This is a genomic window from Flavobacterium anhuiense (assembly GCF_900101855.1).
Taxonomy (GTDB): domain Bacteria; phylum Bacteroidota; class Bacteroidia; order Flavobacteriales; family Flavobacteriaceae; genus Flavobacterium; species Flavobacterium anhuiense.
The window spans coordinates 403852-426634 of record NZ_FMVC01000004.1; the positions used below are offsets into that span (position 1 = coordinate 403852).

The 22783-nt window shown below is 34.6% G+C and carries 20 protein-coding genes; 6 read left to right on the plus strand and 14 right to left on the minus strand.

The features are described 5' to 3' along the window. Positions 1 to 108 precede the first annotated feature (108 nt). The 5 genes from BLP44_RS12825 to BLP44_RS12845 form a co-directional block, all read right to left on the minus strand. Positions 109 to 1560: a TolC family protein gene (locus BLP44_RS12825; RefSeq protein ID WP_091133448.1), complete on the minus strand. Its 1452-nt coding sequence runs from the start codon at positions 1558 to 1560 to the stop codon at positions 109 to 111. Beyond that, the gene (locus BLP44_RS12830; RefSeq protein WP_008468297.1) at positions 1553 to 4720 is read right to left on the minus strand and encodes an efflux RND transporter permease subunit; all 3168 of its coding nucleotides are present in this window, start codon (positions 4718 to 4720) and stop codon (positions 1553 to 1555) included. The genes BLP44_RS12825 and BLP44_RS12830 overlap by 8 nt, the downstream gene beginning before the upstream one ends. 113 nt (positions 4721 to 4833) lie before the next feature. Next, the gene (locus BLP44_RS12835) at positions 4834 to 5916 is read right to left on the minus strand and encodes an efflux RND transporter periplasmic adaptor subunit (protein WP_091133450.1); all 1083 of its coding nucleotides are present in this window, start codon (positions 5914 to 5916) and stop codon (positions 4834 to 4836) included. Positions 5917 to 6094: 178 nt separating this feature from the next. Next, on the minus strand, positions 6095 to 6475 hold the full coding sequence (locus BLP44_RS12840) for a hypothetical protein (protein ID WP_091133452.1): 381 nt from the start codon (positions 6473 to 6475) through the stop codon (positions 6095 to 6097). A gap of 195 nt (positions 6476 to 6670) precedes the next feature. Then, the gene (locus tag BLP44_RS12845; protein ID WP_091133454.1) at positions 6671 to 7075 is read right to left on the minus strand and encodes a GNAT family N-acetyltransferase; all 405 of its coding nucleotides are present in this window, start codon (positions 7073 to 7075) and stop codon (positions 6671 to 6673) included. 173 nt (positions 7076 to 7248) lie between these two features. Here BLP44_RS12845 and BLP44_RS12850 point away from each other — a divergent pair, with 173 nt between their 5' ends. After that, the gene (locus BLP44_RS12850; RefSeq protein WP_091133456.1) at positions 7249 to 7812 is read left to right on the plus strand and encodes an outer membrane beta-barrel protein; all 564 of its coding nucleotides are present in this window, start codon (positions 7249 to 7251) and stop codon (positions 7810 to 7812) included. 45 nt (positions 7813 to 7857) lie between these two features. On the opposite strand, the gene BLP44_RS12855 is transcribed toward BLP44_RS12850, so the two are convergent. The 4 genes from BLP44_RS12855 to BLP44_RS12870 all read right to left on the minus strand — a co-directional run bounded on the left by BLP44_RS12855 (position 7858) and on the right by BLP44_RS12870 (position 12772). Then, the gene (locus BLP44_RS12855) at positions 7858 to 8472 is read right to left on the minus strand and encodes a hypothetical protein (protein WP_091133458.1); all 615 of its coding nucleotides are present in this window, start codon (positions 8470 to 8472) and stop codon (positions 7858 to 7860) included. 164 nt (positions 8473 to 8636) lie between these two features. After that, positions 8637 to 10514 (minus strand): M1 family metallopeptidase, encoded by a 1878-nt coding sequence (locus BLP44_RS12860; protein ID WP_091133461.1) that lies wholly within the window; start codon positions 10512 to 10514, stop codon positions 8637 to 8639. 290 nt (positions 10515 to 10804) lie between these two features. Continuing rightward, a complete protein-coding gene (locus tag BLP44_RS12865) occupies positions 10805 to 12385 on the minus strand; it encodes an NADP-dependent glyceraldehyde-3-phosphate dehydrogenase (protein ID WP_008468287.1) in 1581 nt (526 codons plus the stop codon). Positions 12386 to 12460: 75 nt separating this feature from the next. Further along, positions 12461 to 12772 carry a rhodanese-like domain-containing protein gene (locus BLP44_RS12870; RefSeq protein WP_008468286.1) on the minus strand — a complete coding sequence of 104 codons (312 nt, stop codon included), beginning with the start codon at positions 12770 to 12772 and terminating at the stop codon, positions 12461 to 12463. Positions 12773 to 13147: 375 nt separating this feature from the next. On the opposite strand from BLP44_RS12870, the gene BLP44_RS12875 reads away from it, so the two are divergent. After that, on the plus strand, positions 13148 to 13783 hold the full coding sequence (locus tag BLP44_RS12875) for a Crp/Fnr family transcriptional regulator (RefSeq protein WP_091133463.1): 636 nt from the start codon (positions 13148 to 13150) through the stop codon (positions 13781 to 13783). Positions 13784 to 13956: 173 nt separating this feature from the next. Further along, positions 13957 to 14742, plus strand: coding sequence for a sulfite exporter TauE/SafE family protein (locus tag BLP44_RS12880; RefSeq protein WP_091133465.1), 786 nt, complete (start codon positions 13957 to 13959; stop codon positions 14740 to 14742). Positions 14743 to 14829: 87 nt separating this feature from the next. Here the strand turns inward: BLP44_RS12880 and BLP44_RS12885 are convergent, their stop codons facing one another. The 5 genes from BLP44_RS12885 to BLP44_RS12905 form a co-directional block, all read right to left on the minus strand. Beyond that, the gene (locus BLP44_RS12885; protein WP_008468283.1) at positions 14830 to 15216 is read right to left on the minus strand and encodes a helix-turn-helix transcriptional regulator; all 387 of its coding nucleotides are present in this window, start codon (positions 15214 to 15216) and stop codon (positions 14830 to 14832) included. Positions 15217 to 15447: 231 nt separating this feature from the next. Beyond that, the gene (locus tag BLP44_RS12890; RefSeq protein ID WP_091133467.1) at positions 15448 to 15852 is read right to left on the minus strand and encodes a hypothetical protein; all 405 of its coding nucleotides are present in this window, start codon (positions 15850 to 15852) and stop codon (positions 15448 to 15450) included. Positions 15853 to 16473: 621 nt separating this feature from the next. Further along, positions 16474 to 17550 (minus strand): cytochrome d ubiquinol oxidase subunit II, encoded by a 1077-nt coding sequence (gene cydB / locus BLP44_RS12895; protein ID WP_091133469.1) that lies wholly within the window; start codon positions 17548 to 17550, stop codon positions 16474 to 16476. 2 nt (positions 17551 to 17552) lie between these two features. Continuing rightward, positions 17553 to 18899, minus strand: coding sequence for a cytochrome ubiquinol oxidase subunit I (locus tag BLP44_RS12900; RefSeq protein WP_091133727.1), 1347 nt, complete (start codon positions 18897 to 18899; stop codon positions 17553 to 17555). A 460-nt stretch (positions 18900 to 19359) separates the two neighbouring features. Beyond that, the gene (locus BLP44_RS12905) at positions 19360 to 19950 is read right to left on the minus strand and encodes an HD domain-containing protein (protein ID WP_091133472.1); all 591 of its coding nucleotides are present in this window, start codon (positions 19948 to 19950) and stop codon (positions 19360 to 19362) included. 205 nt (positions 19951 to 20155) lie between these two features. On the opposite strand from BLP44_RS12905, the gene BLP44_RS12910 reads away from it, so the two are divergent. The 3 genes from BLP44_RS12910 to BLP44_RS12920 all read left to right on the plus strand — a co-directional run bounded on the left by BLP44_RS12910 (position 20156) and on the right by BLP44_RS12920 (position 22781). Further along, positions 20156 to 21574, plus strand: a complete 1419-nt coding sequence (locus BLP44_RS12910) for an MBL fold metallo-hydrolase (protein WP_091133475.1) — start codon at positions 20156 to 20158, stop codon at positions 21572 to 21574. A gap of 156 nt (positions 21575 to 21730) precedes the next feature. Next, a complete protein-coding gene (locus tag BLP44_RS12915) occupies positions 21731 to 22294 on the plus strand; it encodes a YeeE/YedE family protein (protein WP_066035164.1) in 564 nt (187 codons plus the stop codon). Positions 22295 to 22304: 10 nt separating this feature from the next. Beyond that, positions 22305 to 22781, plus strand: a complete 477-nt coding sequence (locus BLP44_RS12920) for a DUF6691 family protein (RefSeq protein WP_091133477.1) — start codon at positions 22305 to 22307, stop codon at positions 22779 to 22781. Positions 22782 to 22783: the final 2 nt, after the last annotated feature.

Consider the following 22783-nt stretch of genomic DNA (forward strand, 5'->3'; position numbering starts at 1 on the left):
CTTTTGAAATACAAATATACAGAAGTAAAACTTTTTGTTCTGAAACCAAAAAAGCCTTTCTGAATTTTACTTCCGAAAGGCTTTTCCTCTACAAATTAATTGGCAAAATTATTTCCATCCGCCGCCCAAGTCTCTGTAAACATGAACTGCAGCATTTAATTGTTCTTTTTTCGTATCTATTAATTCTAATTTCGCTTCCAAAGCATCTCTCTGTGTCATCAAAACTTCGAAATAATCTACTCTAGCCGATTTAAACAAATCGTTAGAAACATCAATTGAAGTATTCAGAGCGTCTACTTGTTTCGATTTAAGATCGTAACCTTTTTGCAGATTCTCAATCTTAGACATTTGGTTTGAAACTTCTAAATACGCATTTAAAACTGTACGATCATAGTTGTACAATGCCTGAAGCTGTCTTGCATTAGCACTAGCAAACTCTGCTTTGATAGCGTTTCTGTTAATCAGCGGCGCCACAAGATCTCCTGCTAAAGAATATAAGAGCGATTCAGGCATAGTAAACAAATAAGAAGGTTTGAAAGCATTTACTCCTATCGCTGCTGTAATATCCAAAGAAGGATAAAACTCTGCACGAGCAACTTTTACATCTAATTTTGCAGCAACCAATTCCAATTCTGCTTGCTTAATATCTGGACGGTTCTGTAATAGCTGAGAAGGAATTCCAGAACTTACAGCAGCTGGCAATAAGCTTAAGAAGTTAGTGCTTGTCGTTCTTTTTATTTCCTGAGGATATCTACCCAACAAAAAGTTGATCTTGTTTTCAGTCTCTTTTATCTGCTGCAAAATATCAAACTCCATACTTTGTGAAGTTAGAACTTCTGCTTCAAATTTCTTAACTCCCAATTCTGTTGCTCTTGCCGCTTGCTTTTGAACTTTTACAATTTCTAAAGCGTTAGTCTGCAATTTAATGGTCTGTTTTACAATATCCAATTGATTGTCTAGAGCCAATAATTCATAATAAGAATCAGCAACTTCTGCGATGAGGTTGGTAATTACAAAATTTTTACCTTCCACTGTAGCTAAGTATCTGTTTAAAGCTGCTTTTTTAGAATTACGCAATTTTTTCCAGATATCTACTTCCCAATTTGCATAAGCTGCAATGGTAAAATCTCCCAGCGGGTCTGGCGTTTCTACTCCCGGCTTGATCTCTGTTGTAGCATCACCTGCACCTTGACTAGTATATCTACCCACTTTTTCTACTCCTGCTCCCGCACGCAGACCTGCTGTCGGCAATAAAAGTCCTTTTTTAACACGGATATCATTCTTTGCAATTTCGATTTCCTGTAAAGTGATATTCAGTTCCTGATTATTTTTGAGCGCAACATCTATTAAATCTATAAGATTTTGATCTTTAAAATAATCTCTCCAGTTTAATGCTGCCGTGTTGTTGTTTGCATCCTGCGTTTGAGCTGTTGCGCCAAACGATTCAGGAACTGGCGTATTTGTAGTAACTGCTGCCTCAGGCGCAGGGGTTTTACACCCTGCAAGTGCCAGACATACAGCTAATGCAATACTATATTGATATGATTTAACTTTATACATGATTGTTATCAATTTCTTCTGTTAATGGATTTTCTTCTTCATGTTTTACCAATTTGTATTTTTCTGCAATTTTGGCAAAAATGAAGTATAAGCCTGGAATTACAAATACACCGCAAATGGTTCCGATAAGCATACCTCCAGCAGCTGCGGTACCAATTGTTCGGTTACCAATTTTACCTGGACCAGTTGCAAAAGCAAGCGGTAATAAACCTGCAATAAAGGCAAATGAAGTCATCAAAATTGGACGGAACCTAGCTTTTGCTCCTTCCATAGCTGATTGTAAAACCGATAATCCTGCAGCATGTCTCTGTATCGCAAACTCCACGATCAATACCGCATTTTTACCTAATAAACCAATCAACATTACCATGGCAACCTGTGCATAAATGTTGTTTTCTAATCCTGTCAATTTCAATAAAAGGAAAGCTCCAAAAATACCTGCTGGTAACGAAAGAATTACTGATAATGGCAGAATGAAACTTTCATATTGCGCAGCTAATACTAAGTAAACAAATCCTAAACAGATTAAGAATACCCAAATAGCTTGATTACCTTGCGCTACCTCATCGGCAGAAATACCCGCCCAGTCAATGTCATATCCTCTTGGTAATTTTTCGGCAGCTACTCTCTGAATTACTTTAATTGCTGTACCAGAACTATACCCTGGAGCTGGCGAACCACTGATTTGAGTTGAGGTGTACATATTGTGACGCGTAATTTCTGAAAGTCCGTACACTTTTTCTAATTTCATAAAAGCAGAATAAGGCACCATTTCATCGCGATCGTTTTTCACATACAATTTCAAGATGTCATCTGGCTGTGCACGATATTCCGGTGAAGCCTGAACAATAACTTTATAGTTGATACCGAATTTAATAAAACTGATTTCGTAGTTACTTCCCACAAGAGTTGATAACGTATTCATCGCATTTTCGATAGAAACCCCTTTTTGCTGTGCCAAGTCGTTATCGACTTTCATCATGTATTGAGGAAAACTAGAGCTATAGAAACTAAATACGTTTGATAATTCCGGCTGTTTGTTTAATTCAGCAACGAAATCATTATTAACCTGCTCCATTCTCTTATAATCTACAGAACCGGTTTTATCTAACAAACGAAGTTCAAACCCTCCAGCAGCACCATATCCTGGTACAGCAGGCGGTTGGAAAAATTCGATATTTGCTCCCGTAATATCTTTACATTTTTCTTCCATTTCGTGCATAATCTCCAAAACAGATTCTTTTCTGTCGCTCCAGTCCTTCAAGTTAACCAGACATGTTCCAGAGTTGGCTCCTGTACCTTCAGAAAGAATCTCATATCCTGCTAATGAAGAAACAGATTTTACTCCATCGATATCTTCTGCAATTTTCTGAACTCTCTCTGCAATGTTATTTGTTCTTTCTAAAGATGAACCTGGAGGAGTCTGAATTACGGCATAAAACATTCCCTGATCCTCATTTGGAATAAATCCTGAAGGAACTGAACTGCTTATTAAAAATGTTCCAATACAGAAACCTACAAGCGCCAAAATGGTAACCACTCTTCTATCAACAATTTTACCCAATAGATTTTGGTATTTTCCTTGCGCTAGATTGAATTTTTCGTTGAAAGCATCAATAAATCTATTGGCTGGCGTTGGTTTTTTAGGTTTTCCATGATTGTTTTTTAACATCATTGCACAAAGCGCAGGTGTCAATGTCAAAGCCACAATACCAGAAAGAATAATCGCAGTTGCCATAGTTACAGAGAACTGTCTATAGAACACTCCAACAGGACCAGACATAAACGCAACTGGAATAAATACCGCAGCCATTAAGAAGGTAATTGCAATAATTGCCCCTGCGATTTCATGCATGGCTTGTTTTGTCGCTTTAAATGGCGAGAGATGTTCCTCTTCCATCTTGGCGTGAACAGCTTCGATAACTACAATCGCGTCATCGACGACGACTCCAATTGCCAATACCAAAGCGAATAATGTAATTAAGTTCAATGAAATATCAAAGAAAGTCATGAACACAAAAGTTCCGACCAACGATACTGGTACTGCAATTGCCGGAATAACCGTAGAACGCCAGTCTCCCAAGAAAAGGAAAACGACTAAACCTACTAGAATGAATGCTTCAACAAGCGTATGGATTACTTTTTCAATGGAAGCATCAAGGAATTTAGAAACGTCATACGAAATTTCATAATCCATTCCTTTTGGAAATCTCTGTTTGATTTTTTCAAGTTTCGCTTTAACTTCTTCAATAACTTGATTCGCGTTACTTCCAAAAGACTGTTTTAATACAATCGCTGCAGATGGTCTTCCATTCAAATTAGAATAGATGTCATACATTGAGCTTCCAAATTCGACTTTGGCAATATCTTTCAGACGTAAAAGTTCTCCATTTGGATTTGCTTTTACTACGATATTCTCATATTGCTCTTTTGTTGTAAAACGCCCAGAATATTTCAATACATATTCAAATGCTTGAGAACGTTTACCAGAACTCTCTCCAGTTTTACCTGGAGAAGCCTCTAAACTCTGACTTGATAATGCTTCCATTACTTCATCAGCAGAAATTTTATAGGCCAACATACGATCTGGTTTTAGCCAGATACGCATTGCATATTCACGTGTTCCTAAGATATCTCCAGAACCAATACCATTTACCCTTTTCAGCTCAGAAAGTACATTAATATCAGCATAGTTATATAAGAACTTCATGTCTGTATTTTTGTCTGTACTGTAAAGGTTCACGTACATCAACATACTTGGCACCTCACGGGTAATCTTGATTCCCTCACGAATTACCAAAGGAGGAAGTTTATTGGTAACAGAAGCCACACGGTTCTGTACGTTAATGGCTGCTTGGTTAGGATCTGTCCCTAAGTTAAAAACCACTTTGATTGTAGCTTCTCCATCGTTTCCTGCATCAGAAGCCATATATTTCATTCCTGGAACCCCATTTAAGGCTCTTTCCAAAGGAATAACAACTGCCTTAACCATCAATTCACCGTTAGATCCAGGATAATCTGCAGTAACGTTCACCATTGGAGGCGAAATTGTAGGGAATTGTGTGATTGGTAAATTTAAAACCGACAACACCCCTAAAAAGACAATAATCAACGATATTACTATCGACAGAACAGGTCTTTGTATAAATTTATTAAACATTTTTATATTTTTTAAATGATTAAACTTATTGAAGTTTAAAATGTTTCAAGTTTCAGGTTTCAAGTTTTTGGTTCAGTACGAAACCTGAAACTTGAAACTATTAAAACAAAAAACTATTCTGCTTTTAAGCGTAAATGATTGATTACTTCTTTAGGAGATTCGTAATCGAATTTAATCTTGTCGTTTTCTTTTACTTTCTGAACACCTTCAAGTAAGATTTTATCATTTTCTGTAATACCACTTTTGATTACGTATAAATCAGGAATTTCTCCTGTGATTGTAATCTCTCTAGAACTCACTTTGTTGTCCTTACCAACTACAAAAACATATTTTTTGTCCTGAATTTCGTAAGTCGCTTTTTGCGGAATTACAACAGCATTTTTAAGAGGAACATTCATTTGAACCTGTCCTGTTTCTCCATTTCTAAGTAATTTTCCAGAATTAGGGAACCTTGCTCTGAAAGCGATATTTCCAGTTTCATTGTTGAACTCACTTTCAATAACTTCAACATTTCCTTTTTCTTTAAAAAGCTCTCCGTTAGCCAAAACTAAATTCACTTTGTTATCAGCACGGTCTTTAATGTGCGTTTCGTAACTAATGTATTCTGGCTCAGAAACATTGAAATAAGCAAACATCTGACTGTTGTCTGAAAGACTTGTCAATAGTTCTCCTTCGTCAATTAAACTTCCAAGTTTTAAAGGAATACGGTCGATTGTTCCGTCAAACGGAGCTCTGATTTCCGTGAATAATAAATGAAGTTTTGCTAACGATACTTCAGCTTTTGCAGATTGCAGTTTTGCTTGCGCCACACTCAATTCGTTTTTAGAAACGATATTCTTGTCTGCCAATAATTTAGCATTTTGCAATTCGATTTCTGCCGATTTTTGTTCAGACTGCGCTTTTAATAGTTCTGCCTGATACATGTTTGGCATAATTTTGAACAACAATTGTCCTTTTTTTACAAACTGTCCTTCGTCAACATATATATTTTGTAAAAACCCTTTTTCTTGGGCACGAAGTTCTATATTTCGAACCGATTTTATTTGTGAAACGTATTCTTTAGTAAATGAAGTGTCGATTCTAACCGGATTAGTAACGGTAAATTTTTCAACTTCTTCTTTTTCTTCTTTTTTAGATGTACAACTCGTTAAGCACACCAAGGCCATTAAGCCTGTGAACACAATGATTTTTTTCATGATTTAGTTTGGAAATTAAGCGATTGAATGCTTTTGGAATAAAAATTCCTTTTGGATGTTAAAATGCATCAGTCAGCCTTAGTCCAGACCTTAACCTTCATATAAGCAGAAGTAGAAAAATATACAACAGCAAGATACGCAGAGATCAAAACTCAGGTAACCGATGTATACTGTAAAATCAAATTCTTAATACTCGTTGAGTAATATAGATAGGATTTGAATGCCCGAAGACAGGCGCAGAAAATTTTAAACGATTAGAATCATTCGCTGCAGACTGATCTGAAAGTGCCAGATACAAAGCGTCTACCAAACTATACGAAGCAGTAAAATACTTGTTCGTTAGTAAATTAGTGTCATCACCGCCAAGAAAATCCTCTTCAATATCAACATCGGCAACGTCTTCTATTATAGAACTGCCTCGATCTTGATTGGTAAATTTAACTCTATGTTTTTGCAGATGATGGTGATTATGAGGACCAAAAGTATTGGCATTCAAATATTGGCCTCCGCCAAACAGAAGCATATTCATGAATACTAAAAATACGATTAAATTTCTCATTTCGGTGCGAAAGTAATAAAAGAATTAAAACAAAAAAAGATTTTTTAACAAGCTTTAACAGTTAGATAAAATGAAAACGTTTTCGGTAGCTTTTTACATGAAGATTAGATGAAGAAAAATATTATTTCATTCAAAAAAAACACACATAAACAACTACAATACAATCATTTATAAAAACGAAATGGAATTTTATTTTTAAATTTTAATTTGCATTATTGTAAATTCTTGACCAGCTTTTACAAACATTTTATGAGTATCTATAAATCCTATTTTTTCATAAAATGTTTTTTTATTACTTCTGGCGTTACACCAGACTTTTTCTATTTTTTTACTTTTTGCAAATTCCAATATATATTTTAGAAGATAGGAAGCCATTCCTTTTCCCTGGTATTCTTCTAAAGTAGCTAATTTTCTAAACTGCATTTCTTTCCCTTCTATAAAACAAGAAACTATAGAAACTAATTTACCATCTTCAAAAACTCCAAAATGAAATCCTGAATCGTCTTCTTCTAGCTGAACAAAATCAAAAGGCTGGTCAGGCCACATTACTTCATGGCGGATCTGCCAAGTATCAGATGCTTTGATTGTTTTTATTTCCATAAGTTATTTAGTAATCTTTTCAAAAATAATTGATTTTAATCTACATAATAAAGGAAAAAAAAAGAAACATACAAAACTAACAATCAAATACTTATAAAAAATAAACCAGATAAATCATTCAATTTAAATCTATTATGTTTATTTTTATGGTACCAAAATCAAATAAGATCCTTATGAAAAAATTCTTTTTAGTAGCATTTTTATGTTTTTGTGTAAATGGATTTGCGCAATTAATACAAGTTGGACCGCAGTTTTCGACCAATATTACTTCCGTTGATGCAAAAAACTTTAGTTCCGACCATACCAATACAGGAGTTGGTTTTTCTGCTTTTGCTCGAGTAAATCTTACCGTTTTTTATGCGCAGGGCGAATTTGGTTATGCCCAAACTAATTTCAGCGTTTTCCAAGACGGTGTAGGAGAAACCGAATTTAAATTATCTGGAACCGATGCGACCTTAATCGCTGGTTTTAAAATCATTCCGCTTGGAAAAATAGGAAATGTAAGAGTCTTTGCAGGGTACAATTGGAAGAATTATTCGGACATAAACCCAAGCAATAATTTAAATCATATAGCATTTGAAAGAAACAATCACAGTGTGCTTGGCGGTGTCGGCGTAGATGTGTGGCGACTTACTTTTGACGTAAGGTATCTTGCAGGACTCAGCGACATAGATGCTTCTAGTGGCGAAATTAAAACTGGAATAACCAGTCTTTCACTTGGATTTAAATTTTTATAAAGTATAAAACATAAAAAAGGGAATCAATTGATTCCCTTTTTTTATTTAGATCTTAACATAATAACTTTCTTCATTATCATTATCTATCTTCTGTATTCCTGTTTTTGTTTTAACCGCAACATTAACGACATGAAGAATATTTGACTTTTCATTCAGACTGCAGTTCCAAATTGTTCCGTCTGAAAGGATGATTTCTGAGAATACTGATGCAGTGCAGTTTGCATCATTATAAACTAAATTTTCTGTTTTTAGAAGTTTCTTTACTTTTGTTTTTTTGTCTACTTCATAAAACGCTATTTCATTTTCTTTGATCTCAATTAATTCGTCAAAACTAGATTGATTGGCATTATCTGCCGTAGCTGCAGACCAAACTGGCTGATTCCCTGTTCGCTTCCAAGTTCCAATGGCTTGACTTAAAATTTCTTTTCTCAAAAGGCTACGTAAAGTATCCACTTTATTTACAGCATCTTTTCCAATTTCATTGTCTGGTATAATCTTTGCTGCTAAAGAAAATAAGTCGATCGCTTTTACAAACTCGGCTTTTTTGTAGTAAGAAACAGCTAATTCATATTTGCTTTTTTGAAATGCTGTTTTTTGGTCATTCTGTCCAAAGAACTTGAATGTACTTAGTAATACAATCAGGGCAAATGTGTTTTTCATTAAATTTTGTAGGTTTTTTATTATTTCACAAACCTAGTCTTTTTTAAAGAAATTCATTTACGGTTTTCCGTATTTTTGATTATTATTAATTATTCTAAACAAATAACGTTATTTTATTAAAAATAAAATAACGTTATTAACGAATTCATTAAAAACATCTCAATCTATTTAACAAGTAAAACATTGTTTTCTGGCGTTGCATCCATAAAAATCCCCCCATCGAGCTGAATTTGCAGTATTTTTTTTGTGCTTTTCAAAATGATTTTAGCCGTTTTCTGATTTTTTTCCCAAATTGCTGGTGTTTGATGTAAGATTACTTTCGATTTATCAGCGTAAGTAATTACAACGTCAAACGGAATGGCAAAACCTCCAATGTTTTCTACTGTTATCATTTTCTTGTCAGCAGAAATACCTTTTACTGCGATATCTAAATAATTGTTGGTAAAGAACCAATTATTAAAAAACCAATTTAAATTTTTACCTGTTGAGGTATTAAATGAATTAAAATAATCCCACGGAATTGGATGTTTGCCATTCCAAGTATCCATGTAATCGTGTAGTGCTTTTTTGAATAAGTCGTCGCCCAATAAATCTTTCAGTGCCAGATAAGAAAGCGAAGCTTTTCCATAAGAATTATTACCGTAACCAGCACCAGAAACCTGTGTAGACATTGTTATAATAGGCTGATCTTCTTCTGAAGATCGATCGTTTATATAATGTTTTACTCTGAATTCTTTATAAAAGTTATCCGCGGCCTCTTTTCCATGCTCAGCAATCCCGATTAAATATTCAAAAGTTGTTGCCCATCCTTCGTCCATAAAAGCATAACGTGTTTCATTAATTCCCATATAAAAAGGGAAATAAGTATGTGCTACTTCGTGATCTTGCACTAGCTGTGCAAAAACAGGATCTCCCATTTGTGAGTCGTTGCACATCATTGGATATTCCATATCGGCAAAACCTTGAAAAGCCGTCATCTTAGAAAAGGGATAAGGAACTCCTGGCCAATTATTAGAAAACCAATCTAAAGCATATTGATTGTTTTTTACAGAATTTACAAAGTCAGTTCCTTTAATATCGTAAGCTGCCTGAATACTCGCACGTCGATTTGTTTTCTTGTCTACAATTACACTGCTGGCATCCCATAAATAATGGTCACTTAAACCAAAACATACATCTGTGATATTTTTAGCTTCAAATTTCCAAACATTCCAATCGTACTGTTTGGTTACGATACCGCTTTTCATTTCTTGCTCGTTAGCGATATGCAAAATTTCATTGGTTGTATAAGATTTCTTCAAACGCGATGCAAATTCAGGCTGTAAAACCTCATCCGGATTTAATAAATCGCCTGTCGCGTAAACCACATAATTTTTTGGTGCTTTTACAGAAAAAACATAATCGTTAAAGTCATTATAGAATTCCTGACGGTCTGTGTGCGGCAATCTATCCCAACCATTGTAATCGTCAAAAACAGAAACTCTCGGATAACTATATGCTACAAAGAAAGTAGTTTCATCAATCTGACCTTCTCTTCCGCTCTCTTTAGACAAAGGATAATTCCACTCAATATTTATAGTTGTTTTTGAGTGCGGTAGAATCGGTTTTTGCAATTTTACATTTCCAACTGTTCCCCAATTTTTAGCATCTTCTTTATAGACTTCATTTTCTATCTTTAATGAAGTAATCGTCAATCCGTCGCTTAAAAAATCGCTGCTCACATCGCTTCCACGAGACGAAGTGGGTTTATGAAGATTATTTACAAAACGGATAACTAAATTTCTCAACGTATCCTTGCTATTGTTCTCGTAAATAATAGTTTCTGTGCCTGAAACCAATCTGGTTTTAGGATCAACAGAAATTTCCATATTATATTTTCCGCGGTTCTGCCAATAGTTTACGCCAGGTTTCCCGTCTTTAGAACGTGTTCCGTTTTCGTAGGCTTTTTTTATATTTCTCGGCACGTAAAGCTCTTGAGCAATAGTATCTTGGGCAAAAAGAACAAATGCTATTAATGCAAATTGCAAAAATCTCTTTTTCATAATGATTCTTAGGTCTTTAAATTGTTTGGTATATAACTAAGACTGCTTTTTTTAAATAATGTTACAAATTTAGTTATTAATTGTTAATGGTTTGTAGTTGATGGTTTGTAGTTGATGGTTGTTGGTTAATGGTGCTTTTTAATTTTTAATTTTTAATTTTTAATTTTTAATTTTTAATTTTTAATTAAAAAAACTTAGCATCTCAGAACCTTAGCATCTTTAAAAAAGAAAAAACCGTCTGTCACCAAAAGCAACAAACGGCATCTACAATTAATATATAACCTTGATGACTACAAAATATAATCTGTATTAATAAAATTCGATTCTTTGCTGTTAAGCAATTCCTGCAGAATCTCATTATTATAATCGATATCTTTTGAAGCTACAAACGTACGGATTGAGAATGAACGTAAAGCATCTGGAATACTCAAAGTTCCGACAGCAGAATCTTTTCTTCCTGTAAAAGGGAAAGCGTCTGGACCTCTTTGGCAAGAACTGTTGAGGTTTACTCGACAAACTAAGTTTACTAAGGCATCAATAAGCGGTGCCAATGTTTTTATGTCTTTACCAAACAAACTTACTTGCTGTCCGTAGTTTGATTCTGCCATATCTTTCAATGGTTCTTTAATATCTTTGAAAGAAAGTACAGGAACAACTGGTCCAAACTGTTCTTCGTGATACACACGCATTTCTTTGTTTACTGGATAAAGAACTGCTGGAAAAATATAGTTTTCAGTATGTTTACCTCCTTTTTCATTTATCACTTTGGCGCCCTTTTGAACAGCGTCGTCAATTAAACCTTGAATATATTTTGGTTTATCAGTTTCTGGAAGCGGCGTTAAAGAAACTCCTTTTTCCCACGGATTTCCAAAAACCAAACTATCTACTTTCTCAGCAAAACGTTTATTGAACTCTTCTCTAATTGATTCGTGAACGTATAAGACTTTCAGCGCCGTACAACGCTGTCCGTTAAAAGATAAACTTCCTGTGATACATTCTTGAATAGCCAAATCTAAATCGGCATCTGGAAGGATAATCGCTGGGTTTTTAGCTTCTAAACCTAAAATTAGACGCAATCTGTTTTTGTTCGGATGCTGATCTTGCAAAGCAATCGCCGATTTACTGTTTCCGATTAATGCTAAAACATCAATTTTTCCAGATTTCATAATCGGAGAAGCCACTTCACGCCCTCTACCATAAACAATATTGATTACCCCTTTTGGGAAACTGCTTCTGAAAGCTTCCAACAATGGCGAAATACATAAAACACCATGCTTAGCAGGTTTGAAAATTACAGTATTTCCCATAATCAAAGCTGGAATCAGCAATGAGAAAGTTTCGTTTAAAGGATAATTGTAAGGTCCAAGACATAAAACCACTCCAAGAGGTCCGCGGCGAATCATGGCGTTTACTCCTTGAACTTTTTCAAAGTGTGAACTGCGTCCGTTTAGTTCTTTGTAGCTTGCAATTGTATCGTAAATATACTCTACTGTTCTGTCGAATTCTTTTTGCGAGTCTCCTAATGATTTTCCGATTTCCCACATCAAGTATTTTACCACTTCTTCGCGGGTTTCCTTCATTTGCTTCACAAATTTTTCCATGCATTTAATACGATCCACTACTTTCATAGTTGGCCATAAGCCTTGTCCCATGTCGTATGCATTGGTAGCAGCTTCGACAACTTCTGCTGCTTCTTTTTCTCCCATAAAAGGAATAGAACCTAATAAAGTCGGCGAATATTTTTCGGTTGAAGAAATAGTAGAAAACACAGGTGTGGTTTGCCCTGTCCATTGTTTCAATTCTCCATTTACAAGATAAGTATCTTGATTTATCAGCGCATTAATCTGATATTCTTCTGGTATAAAACTCATAATTTGGTTATTTAATGGTCTGGTAATTCTATTTTCAAAATAAAAAAGAGGCTTTTTTATTGCCTCTTCTTCTTTTTATGGATGTACTGTTTCACCTTCCCAATCTAGGATTCCTCCAAGCAGATTGTAGGCGTTTTCTATACCCAATTCGTTCATGATCTGGCATGCTTTTGCGCTTCTAGCCCCAGAACGGCAGTATACATAATAATTTTTATTTTTGTCTAATTCTTCTATTTCATAGATAAATGCTTGCCCTTTATTGATATCAATGTTTAGAGCATTCTCAATGTATCCGTCATTAAATTCGTCTTCAGTTCTTACATCAAGTATAACTGCATTTTCGTCAGCCTGTAACTGAGCAACCCAATCTTCTTGTGATAAATTCATAGTAAAATGTGTTTTTGTAAAATTACGACGTTTCTTTATATAAAAAACGTACCAAATGCGATTTCGATTATTATTCTCAGAAAACGTTTTAGAGAAAGTATTATAATCAGTGAATTACAAATTTAGTTACTATTTTTAAAAATTCAGCCTACAAAATCGATAGAAAATAGGATTTCTTCATTTACATAGAATTACTCATAAATCTAGTTTTCTGACAATTATTCCCATTTCAAACCATTATCTTTGTAATCAAATACATTTTTTAATTCGATTTTGATAAAAACTTAGTCACAATGATTTACATCTTTTGGTTCAAACTAGATCCAAAAAATAGAAAATTCGACTTGGCTCTATGTGACAAAATTATTACACAACATGCAGCAATCATTAAAAACCATATTTCCTAATTTCTCTAACGAACTTATCGCTACAATCGAAGAAAACGGAAGTCTTCAGGATTTTAAAGCCGGAACCATTTTAATGCGTACCGGACAGTATATTAAAAATACCGTTCTGATCATTAAAGGTAAAATCAAAATATATCGCGAAGGTGAAGATGGCGGAGAATTTTTAATGTATTACTTACAGCCTGGACAAGCCTGTGCGATTTCGATGATCTGCACTGCAAAAAGCGAAAAAAGCCAAATTATGGCAAAAGTAGTAGAAGATGTAACTGTAATGATGATTCCGCTGCAGCTAATGGACAAATGGATGATGGAACACCGTTCTTGGTACGAATTTGTTATTGAAACTTACCGAAGCCGTTTTGAAGAAGTCTTGGAAGTTGTAGACAATATCGCTTTCCGTTCTATGGATGAAAGGTTAGAATTCTATTTAAAAAGACATTCTGATGCCTGCGGCTGTTCTGAAGTAAATCTTTCGCATCAAGAAATTGCAACCGAATTAAATACATCACGCGAAGTGGTTTCCAGATTACTCAAAAAAATGGAACAGCGTGGTTTGGTCAAACTGAACAGAAACCAGATTGAATTGCTAAATTTTAACCATTAAGATATTAAGTTAATTAAGTTGGATCGCTTAATATTTCTTAACCTTTAAAAGTATCATTAAGAAAGCATTGCTTAATTTCCTTAATTTCTTAATGGTAAAATTATTTTAGGTCTGTGATAAATGTTACTGTAGAATTCTAATTTCCGAAGCAACTTTGCATTAAAATAAATGCAATGGAATACTTAGGATTTTTCGCCTCAATCATAATCGGAATTACACTTGGCTTAATTGGCGGCGGTGGTTCTATTCTGACAATTCCAATTTTAGTTTATTTATTTAAAGTCAATCCCGATCAAGCGACTTCTTATTCCTTATTTATTGTCGGATTAACAGCGTTATTTGGAAGTTACAGCCATTATAAAATGGGAAATCTAAAACTGAAATCAGCTTTGTATTTTGCGGTTCCTTCGGTTGTTTCTATTTTGATAATCCGCGAAGTAATCTTTCCGCAAATTGCATCGACTTTGTTTTCTGTCGCTTCTTATACGGTTTCAAAAGATTTTCTGATTATGATTATCTTTTCAATTTTAATGATTACTGCCGCTATTTCGATGATTAAAAAAAATCAAACCGAAATAAAATCGGTTGAAACCAATTATTTCCAGCTTAGCTTCATTGGATTCTTAGTCGGAATTGTAACTGGTTTTCTAGGCGCTGGCGGCGGATTTCTGATTATTCCTGCCCTTCTTTTTTTCGCTAATCTTCCAATGAAACAAGCCGTTGGAACTTCATTATTAATCATTACCATAAACTCGTCAATAGGTTTTGCAGGCGACCTATATATCGGAACACCTATAGATTATACTTTTCTGATGAGCGTTTCAGCTATGGCTTTAATAGGCATGTTTATTGGGAGCCAACTTTCTAAAAAAATTGACGGCACAAAATTAAAACCTCTTTTCGGATGGTTCGTTCTCATAATGGGATTTTATATTATTGCTAAAGAAGTCCTATTCTAACAGCAATTTCAAAAAATTTATTTAGTTTCACTTGTAGAGTAATCTTTGTCAAAGCATTATGCTCTGACAAAGATGAAACTAAAACTTTTAGAGTTCTCCGAATTTATCTTTATAACGTTCCAATTCTATTTCGGTTCTAGAAAGCAGTTTTTCTAATAATTGGATTTTATCTTCATAAAGTTCTTTTATAATCGAAGTGTTATCGGCATTAATTAAAATACTGCCGTTATTATTTCCATTTATTTTATTGAAACTATTAAAATATTTGTCGTAATCAAAACTAATTATATCCTCTACGCTTACATCTAAAATCTTCCCTATCTCAACCAGTTTTTCATAACTCAAAGAAGTTTTTCCTTTTTCAATTTTACTGTAGCCCGCTTGGGTTACACCTAATCTTTCCGCCATATATTCCTGAGTGTAATTTTTTAACTCTCTAATGTTTTTAATCTTGCTTTTAATTGTTGTGGCCATAATTTTATTCTGATTTGGGATCATGTATAGTTAAAACAGCCAGCCGTTAATTTGTAACGACTTAACTATACTTATTTTTGGGTATTTGTTAAGCTACTTCATAATGAACACTATGACTTAGCGTTTTGTTAATTTTCTTTTTTTGATAATAAAATAACCATATATCAGTGCTGCCATTATGAAAAAAACATCATAATGGGAAATAGTAAATACAAACATCTCTGATTTTTCTTAAGCAGTTCTTTGTATACTGCGTTCAAATTGAAGATCTAAATAACTATCGATCTGCTTGCCAATTAACACGCGGTCTTCTGGCTCAATTTTAGTTCTTATTTCATTCTGGTAAATATCTTTAACAAAAACAAAATATACAAACTCGTCTTTATTACCAAACCTGGCGATTATAATAAATGCATAGCATAAAAGCGCAGGAATAATGTAATACAAGTCCATTAAATTGGAAAACAGCATGCAATAATACGCAACAGTTGTTACAGCTATAAAAGCGCCATTTTCTAGAAAATATTTTCTCTTTTTTTTGAGCAGTCCGAGCTCTTTGATTTCATCAAATTGATACTGCCAGTTTTTAGATTTATAACAAAACCTAACCTCGTCGGAAAAAATTGTTAAAGGCATAAATTCAGTAGGTAAAATAGATTTAAGTTTTAGTAAAAATCGTATCCAAAAATTCTTTTAGGGGGAAAAATTCTTAGATACGCAATATTAAGCATTAACTGCTTTTTTTTTCGGCAATACAGCTTATAGAATATAACTGTTGGTTGTAATTAAATCTTTTGTAAAAATTGCCTTATGGTTTTTTACTGCTAAATATGCTAATTAATAGAAAATATTATTATGGCGTTTTCGCCGCAGCGAACGGGCTATCCGCTAAATTCCCGATTAACAAAAACTACGGCTAAAAAAGCCTTGTTTTTCTAAATCGGGAGATACCGCTTCTATCCCTAACGCAGACTCAGGTAAAATGACGTTCTGTTTTTAATATTTTCAATCAATTGCCTTCAGCTTTAGCTGGAGGCAAACAAATGTATACAAAAAGGCTTTAGCCAAAAACCGCAAAGTTTGGCTAAAGCCCAATTTCAAATTCAACAAAAAACCTCCAGTTAAAACTGGAGGCAATTGATTTGATATTGAAGGAATTAAAATTCGTGTATTTCATAGTTACAAAATTCAGAATTCCATTCAAATCAAAATAAAAATTCGTGATCCCGATAGTTATCGGGAGTGGCTGTAAAAAAATCAATGCTCCCCATACCCTACATCATCCATTTTACCGCTAAAAACACGATATTGAATAACAAAGTAAACAATCACCAGAAACAAAGCGATAAAAAACCAGCTCAAACCAGCGTTTAATCCGTATTCGTGAGCAGCAGTATTATAAATCGTTAATGACGGATTTACTTTATTGGTTGAAGGCAACACATTTGGAAAAATCGAAACCGCTGTAGAAGCAAATCCTCCAACTAAAAACAAAGTCGAAAACAAAAATCCGTGACCGTCTTTTTTAAAAGAACGAACTTTGAATAATCCAGCAATTCCAACAAAAGTCATTAAAGGAAAAAACCAGAGAATCGGGTTTTCAACAAAATTATGAAATGGTTTCGGCTCAATAAAGTGCCAAATTTGAAGCGAAATACAAACTAAAACCAATAGCACAATATTCAAGGCAAAAACCACTTTTTTCAATTTCGGATTTAGCGCCGAATTTGTTTTATAAACAATCCAGTTTGCACCATGAATCGTCAATGCGACAACACTCACAATTCCTAAGAAAAGCGTAAACCAATCAATAATTCCCAATTCATTCGCTTGCGGACTAAAAGTTGGATTCCATAAAGGCAGAAAAAAATAATGCGCTTCTTGCGTTGAAACGCCATTTTGAACCATTCCGAGATTGACACCTCGAACGATATTTCCTAAAGCAATTCCGAAGAAAAGAGCCAAAAGCAAACTTGCAATTCCGAAAGCTTTATCCCAAATTGCTTCCCACATATGATTATGAATCTGTCCACGCATTTCCAATCCGATGGCGCGAAAAATCAACAGCCATAAAATCATAATCAAAGGCAAGTAAAATCCACTGAAAGACGAAGCGTATAAAGTTGGAAATGCAAAAAACAAAACGCCTCCAGCTGCAATCAGCCAAACTTCATTGGCATCCCAAAATGGACCAATCGAATTGACAATTACTTTTTTATCTCTTTCTGTTTCGGCAAAAAATAAATGAATAATTCCTGCACCAAAATCATAGCCGTCTAAAACGAGATAAACAGCCAAAATTCCCATTAAAACTACGTACCAAAAAAATTCCATACTTATATTTTTTCTGTTGAAAGTTCCACATGACGCGGCCCTTTATTGATAATTTTTCCAATCAAAAGCAAAAACAGCATTCCCAGTAAAAGGTATAAACCGATAAAACCAAGCAATGTAAACAAGGTGTTTCCTGAAGAAACCGTCGGCGAAGCTCCAGATGCTGTTCGCATTAAATTATAAACCAGCCAAGGCTGCCTTCCTAATTCGGCCGTATACCAGCCTGTGGTATTGGCAATATATGGAAATGGCATCATAAACATCAAAGACCATAAAAGCCATTTGGTTCCAAATAGTTTTCCTCTTATTAATTGAAAAAGTGAAAGCACCATTAATCCAATAAACACAGTTCCAAGACCAACCATAATATGATAGGCATAATACAATCCCGAAATATTAGTTGGATGCAGATCTTCTTCAAATTGATCTAAACCTTGAATTTCCTGATTCCAATTTCCGTACGTAAGGAAACTTAGAATATTTGGAACGGCAATTTTATTGTCCAGTTTTTTGTCTTTCACATCGGGCTGTCCGATTAAGACAATCTCTGAACCTTTTTTCTCGGTATGAAAAATCCCTTCCATCGCAGCAAAAGTTACGGGCTGATATTTCACGACATTTTTAGCCAATAAATCTCCTGTTGGAACAGCTACGATAATACTCGAAATCAATCCGAAGATTACCCCTGTTTTTAAAAATAGTTTTCCGAAAGAAACATTTTTATTACTTAAAATATAGAAAGCTCCAATTCCAGCCACGACAAAAGAACTTGTCACTAAAGAAGCCGCTTGATTGTGCAGAAAAGAAGGCCAAAGCCAAGGATTCAAGAATAATGCTTGAAAGTTATTCAATACAAATTTTCCGTTTTCCAGAATTTCGTAACCCACAGGATTTTGCATCCAAGAATGTGTAGCAATAATTAAAAATCCACTGGCCCATGAACCAATCATAATTAATAATCCGGTTACAAAATGCCATTTATGTCCGAGAAGTTTTTCTCCAAATAAAAATAATCCAAGAAAAGAAGATTCGAGAAAGAAAGAAAACATTCCTTCCATTGCCAAGGTCTGACCGATGATTCCTCCTGTCAATTCAGAGAATTTTGCCCAATTGGTTCCAAATTGAAACTCCATCGGGATTCCTGTTACAACGCCCATTGCAAAATTGAGAGCGAAGATTTTCATCCAGAAATGGGTGGCGTGATTGTATTGTTCGTCTTGAGTTTTGAGATATTTCCACTTGAAGTAAACAATGATGAGCGAAAGGCCCATTGTAAGTTGTGGAAAGAGATAATGAAAAGTAATCGTGAAGGCAAATTGCATTCGATCATAAAAGAGCATTTCTTCCATAATGGTAATTTGTTTATGAAGTTCCACAAATTTAACCATTAGAACCCGAATTAACGCCCTTTAAAAAAAGTTTATCGCCCGATATTTGTTAAACTTTTCAACAATTTAAAGGGTAGAAATAACACTTGTCAATACAGCTTTGTCAAAGTTCAAAACTTTGACAAAGTTTCTTCGCATATATTTTTTGCGAACTGTTTTCTCATTTCGACGAAGAAGACTCGAGCGATAGCGAATAGGCGAAGCAAATCTTCGCAAGTAACTCCGTAACGAGAAGCAATTCTTTGTCGAGCTTCTTACGAAGATTTCTCCCTTCGGTCGAAATGACAAGATTGCGTATAGATTTACATGATCAAAAAAAATAACCCGTGGTTTCAACCACGGGAAACGTATTGTAATATCCATTGTGTTCCTGCGGTTGAAACCGCAGGCTATGTTTGATTTTGATTGCGTGGTTATTATTTTATTTCTCTAAAATCCCCTTTTCAACACTTTCATTAATCAAACCTTCGGCATAATTCCATATCGATTTTGAACCTTCCTCAATAACGCTTTTCTTTTCGTAAACTTTATCGTATTTCACTCCAAACTCTTTCCAAGTTCCGCCATTGTTTGATGTATTCTGCAATAAAGGTTCAAGTCTGTCCATAGATTTTGCAAATTTAGCTTCGTTGGTTTCTCCTGCTTCAAATTCTTCCCAAATGGAAATAAATTCTTCTTTTTGTTTTTCAGGAAGTAAACCAAAGATTCTGTTTGCTGCTAGACGTTCTTCATCTGTGTTCGAATGATTTTTTACGGTATCGTAAATAAAAACATCGCCAGCATCTATTTCTACAATATCATGAATCAAAACCATTTTTACGACTTTCAAAACATCAATCGGTTCATTTGAATGTTCTGCTAAAACAATTGCCATTAAAGCCAAATGCCAGCTGTGTTCTGCATCATTCTCGCATCTGTCGCTGTTGAATAATTTGGTCTTGCGCTGAATGTATTTTACTTTATCAATTTCTTTTATAAAAGCAATCTGATCCAATAAGTCTTGTGTCTTCATTTTCTTTTTTGTTTTGAAATGACATTCGTCATATGCAAAATTAAAGCTTAAAGCGTAATTGCTCCACTTTAAATTTAATTTATCTCAACTGAATATGTCAAACACCACATTTTTTTACACAAAAACCTAATTTCTGTAACATTAGTCACCTATTTTTTTAAAAAACAAGACTACCTTTGTCTTCCATTATTTTTATTACTGAATCATGAAAATAGAACAAATTTACACCGGATGCCTTGCTCAAGGTGCATACTATATTACTTCAAATGGCGAAGCGGCCATTATTGATCCGCTTAGAGAAATTCAGCCTTATCTGGATCGTTTAGAGCGCGATGGAGTGAAACTGAAATATATTTTTGAAACGCATTTTCACGCCGATTTCGTTTCTGGACACGTAGATTTAAGCAAAGAAACGGGAGCTCCAATTGTTTACGGACCAAATGCTGCCTGCGAATTTGACTGCATTTCTGCAAAAGACGGACAAGAATTTAAAATCGGAAAAGTAACTATTAAAGTGTTGCACACTCCTGGTCATACTATGGAAAGCTCTACTTTTTTACTGATTGATGAAAACGGAAAAGATCACGCCATTTTCTCTGGAGATACTTTATTCATTGGAGATGTTGGACGTCCAGATTTAGCTCAGAAAGCGGCTGGAATGACACAAGACCAGTTAGCTGGAATTTTATTTCATTCGTTAAGAGATAAAATCATGACGCTTGCTGATGACGTAATTGTATATCCTGCGCATGGTGCTGGAAGTGCTTGCGGAAAAAACATGAGCAAAGAAACCGTTTCGACAATCGGAAATCAAAAAGCTACCAATTACGCTTTACGTGCTAACATGACCGAAGAAGAATTTATCAAAGAAGTTACTGATGGATTATTGCCTCCTCCTGCTTATTTTAGCATGAACGTCGCAATGAACAAAGGTGGTTATGAAAGCTTTGAAACTGTTTTACACAACGGAATGAGAGCTATAAACGTAAAAGATTTTGAAGCCGTAGCAGAAGAAACTGGCGCTTTAATTCTAGATACAAGAAGTGCTGCCGATTTTAGTAAAGGATTTATTCCGCAGTCTATCAATATTGGAATCAACGGTGATTTCGCTCCATGGGTTGGAACTTTAATTGCAGATGTAAAACAGCCAATTATATTGGTTACTGCAACTGGAATGGAGGAAGAAACTGTAACGCGTTTAAGCCGTGTTGGTTTTGATACGATTATCGGACATTTGGAAGGCGGTTTTGAAGCTTGGCAAAACGCAGGTTTCGAAATTGATACTGTAAACAGAATCACTGCTGAGCAATTTGCTAGTGAATTTAAATTCGGAGAAGATAAAGTGGTTGATATCCGTAAAGAAACAGAATACGCCGCAGAACATATAGATGACGCTTACAGCAAACCTTTGGCTTATATTAATGATTGGGTAAAAGATATTAATCCGAATGAGCATTTTTATTTGCATTGCGCTGGAGGTTACAGAAGTATGATTGCTGCTTCTATCCTTCAAGCAAGAGGTTTCAGAAATTTTTCTGAAATTGAAGGCGGTTTCGGAGCGATTTCAAAAACTAATGTCCCAAAATCAGATTTTGTTTGTCAGAGCAAAACATTAAAAGCATAAATATAATTTTACCATTAAGATATTAAGAGAATTAAGTTGGAATGCTTAATTTTTCTTAACCTTCTTTTGAAAAGTTTCATTAAGTCAGATTGGCTTAATTCTCTTAATATCTTAATCGTTAAAAATAAAAAATCTAAATTTTAAAAGTAAATGAGTATACTTGAAATCATTAAAGAACCTTGGCCTTGGTACGTTGCAGGCCCTTTGATTGGATTAACAGTTCCAATTTTATTAATTATCGGAAATAAATCTTTCGGGATTAGTTCTTCGCTTCGTCACATTTGTGCGGCTTGTATTCCTGCAAATATTTCATTTTTTAAATACGACTGGAAAAAAGAAAGCTGGAATCTTTTCTTTGTTCTTGGAATATTTTTCGGAGGTTTTATTGCTGCTCATTTTTTATCAAATCCAAATCCAGTGGAAATTGCTCCTGAATTATCAGAGAAATTAGCCACTTACGGAATCACAGATCATAGCGGTTTGGTTCCCGCACAATTATTTTCTTGGGAAAGTTTATTGACTCTTCGCGGATTCATTATGATTGTTGTAGGCGGATTCTTAGTAGGTTTTGGAACTCGTTACGCCGGAGGTTGTACAAGCGGTCATGCGATTATGGGATTATCAAATTTACAATGGCCTTCATTAGTTGCAACAATCTGTTTTATGATTGGCGGTTTTGTAATGGCACTTCTGATTTTGCCTTATATTCTTTCACTTTAAAATTTCAAAAATGAGTTTAGAAAATAAAAATATAGACGGCGAAGGAATCAACGCAAGCCAGAAAAAAGAAACGGCAATAGGCAATTTAAAATATTTAATCGTTGGAATCTTTTTCGGAATTGTATTCGTAAAAGCAGAAATCATCAGCTGGTTCCGTATTCAAGAAATGTTCAATTTGGAATCATTTCACATGTATGGCGTAATTGGATGTGCTGTCGCAGTTGGATTAATTTCTGTTCAATTGATTAAAAAATTCAATATCAAAACTCTTGATGGTGAGAAAATAGAAATTCAGCCAAAAACTTTCAATAAAGGTCAAATTTACGGCGGATTATTATTTGGTTTTGGATGGGCCATTACTGGAGCTTGTCCAGGTCCGCTTTTTGCGCAAATTGGCACAGGAGCAACTGTAATTGTGGTTACTTTGGTTAGTGCCATTGCTGGAACTTGGGTTTATGGTTTGATTAAAGATAAATTGCCTCATTAAAA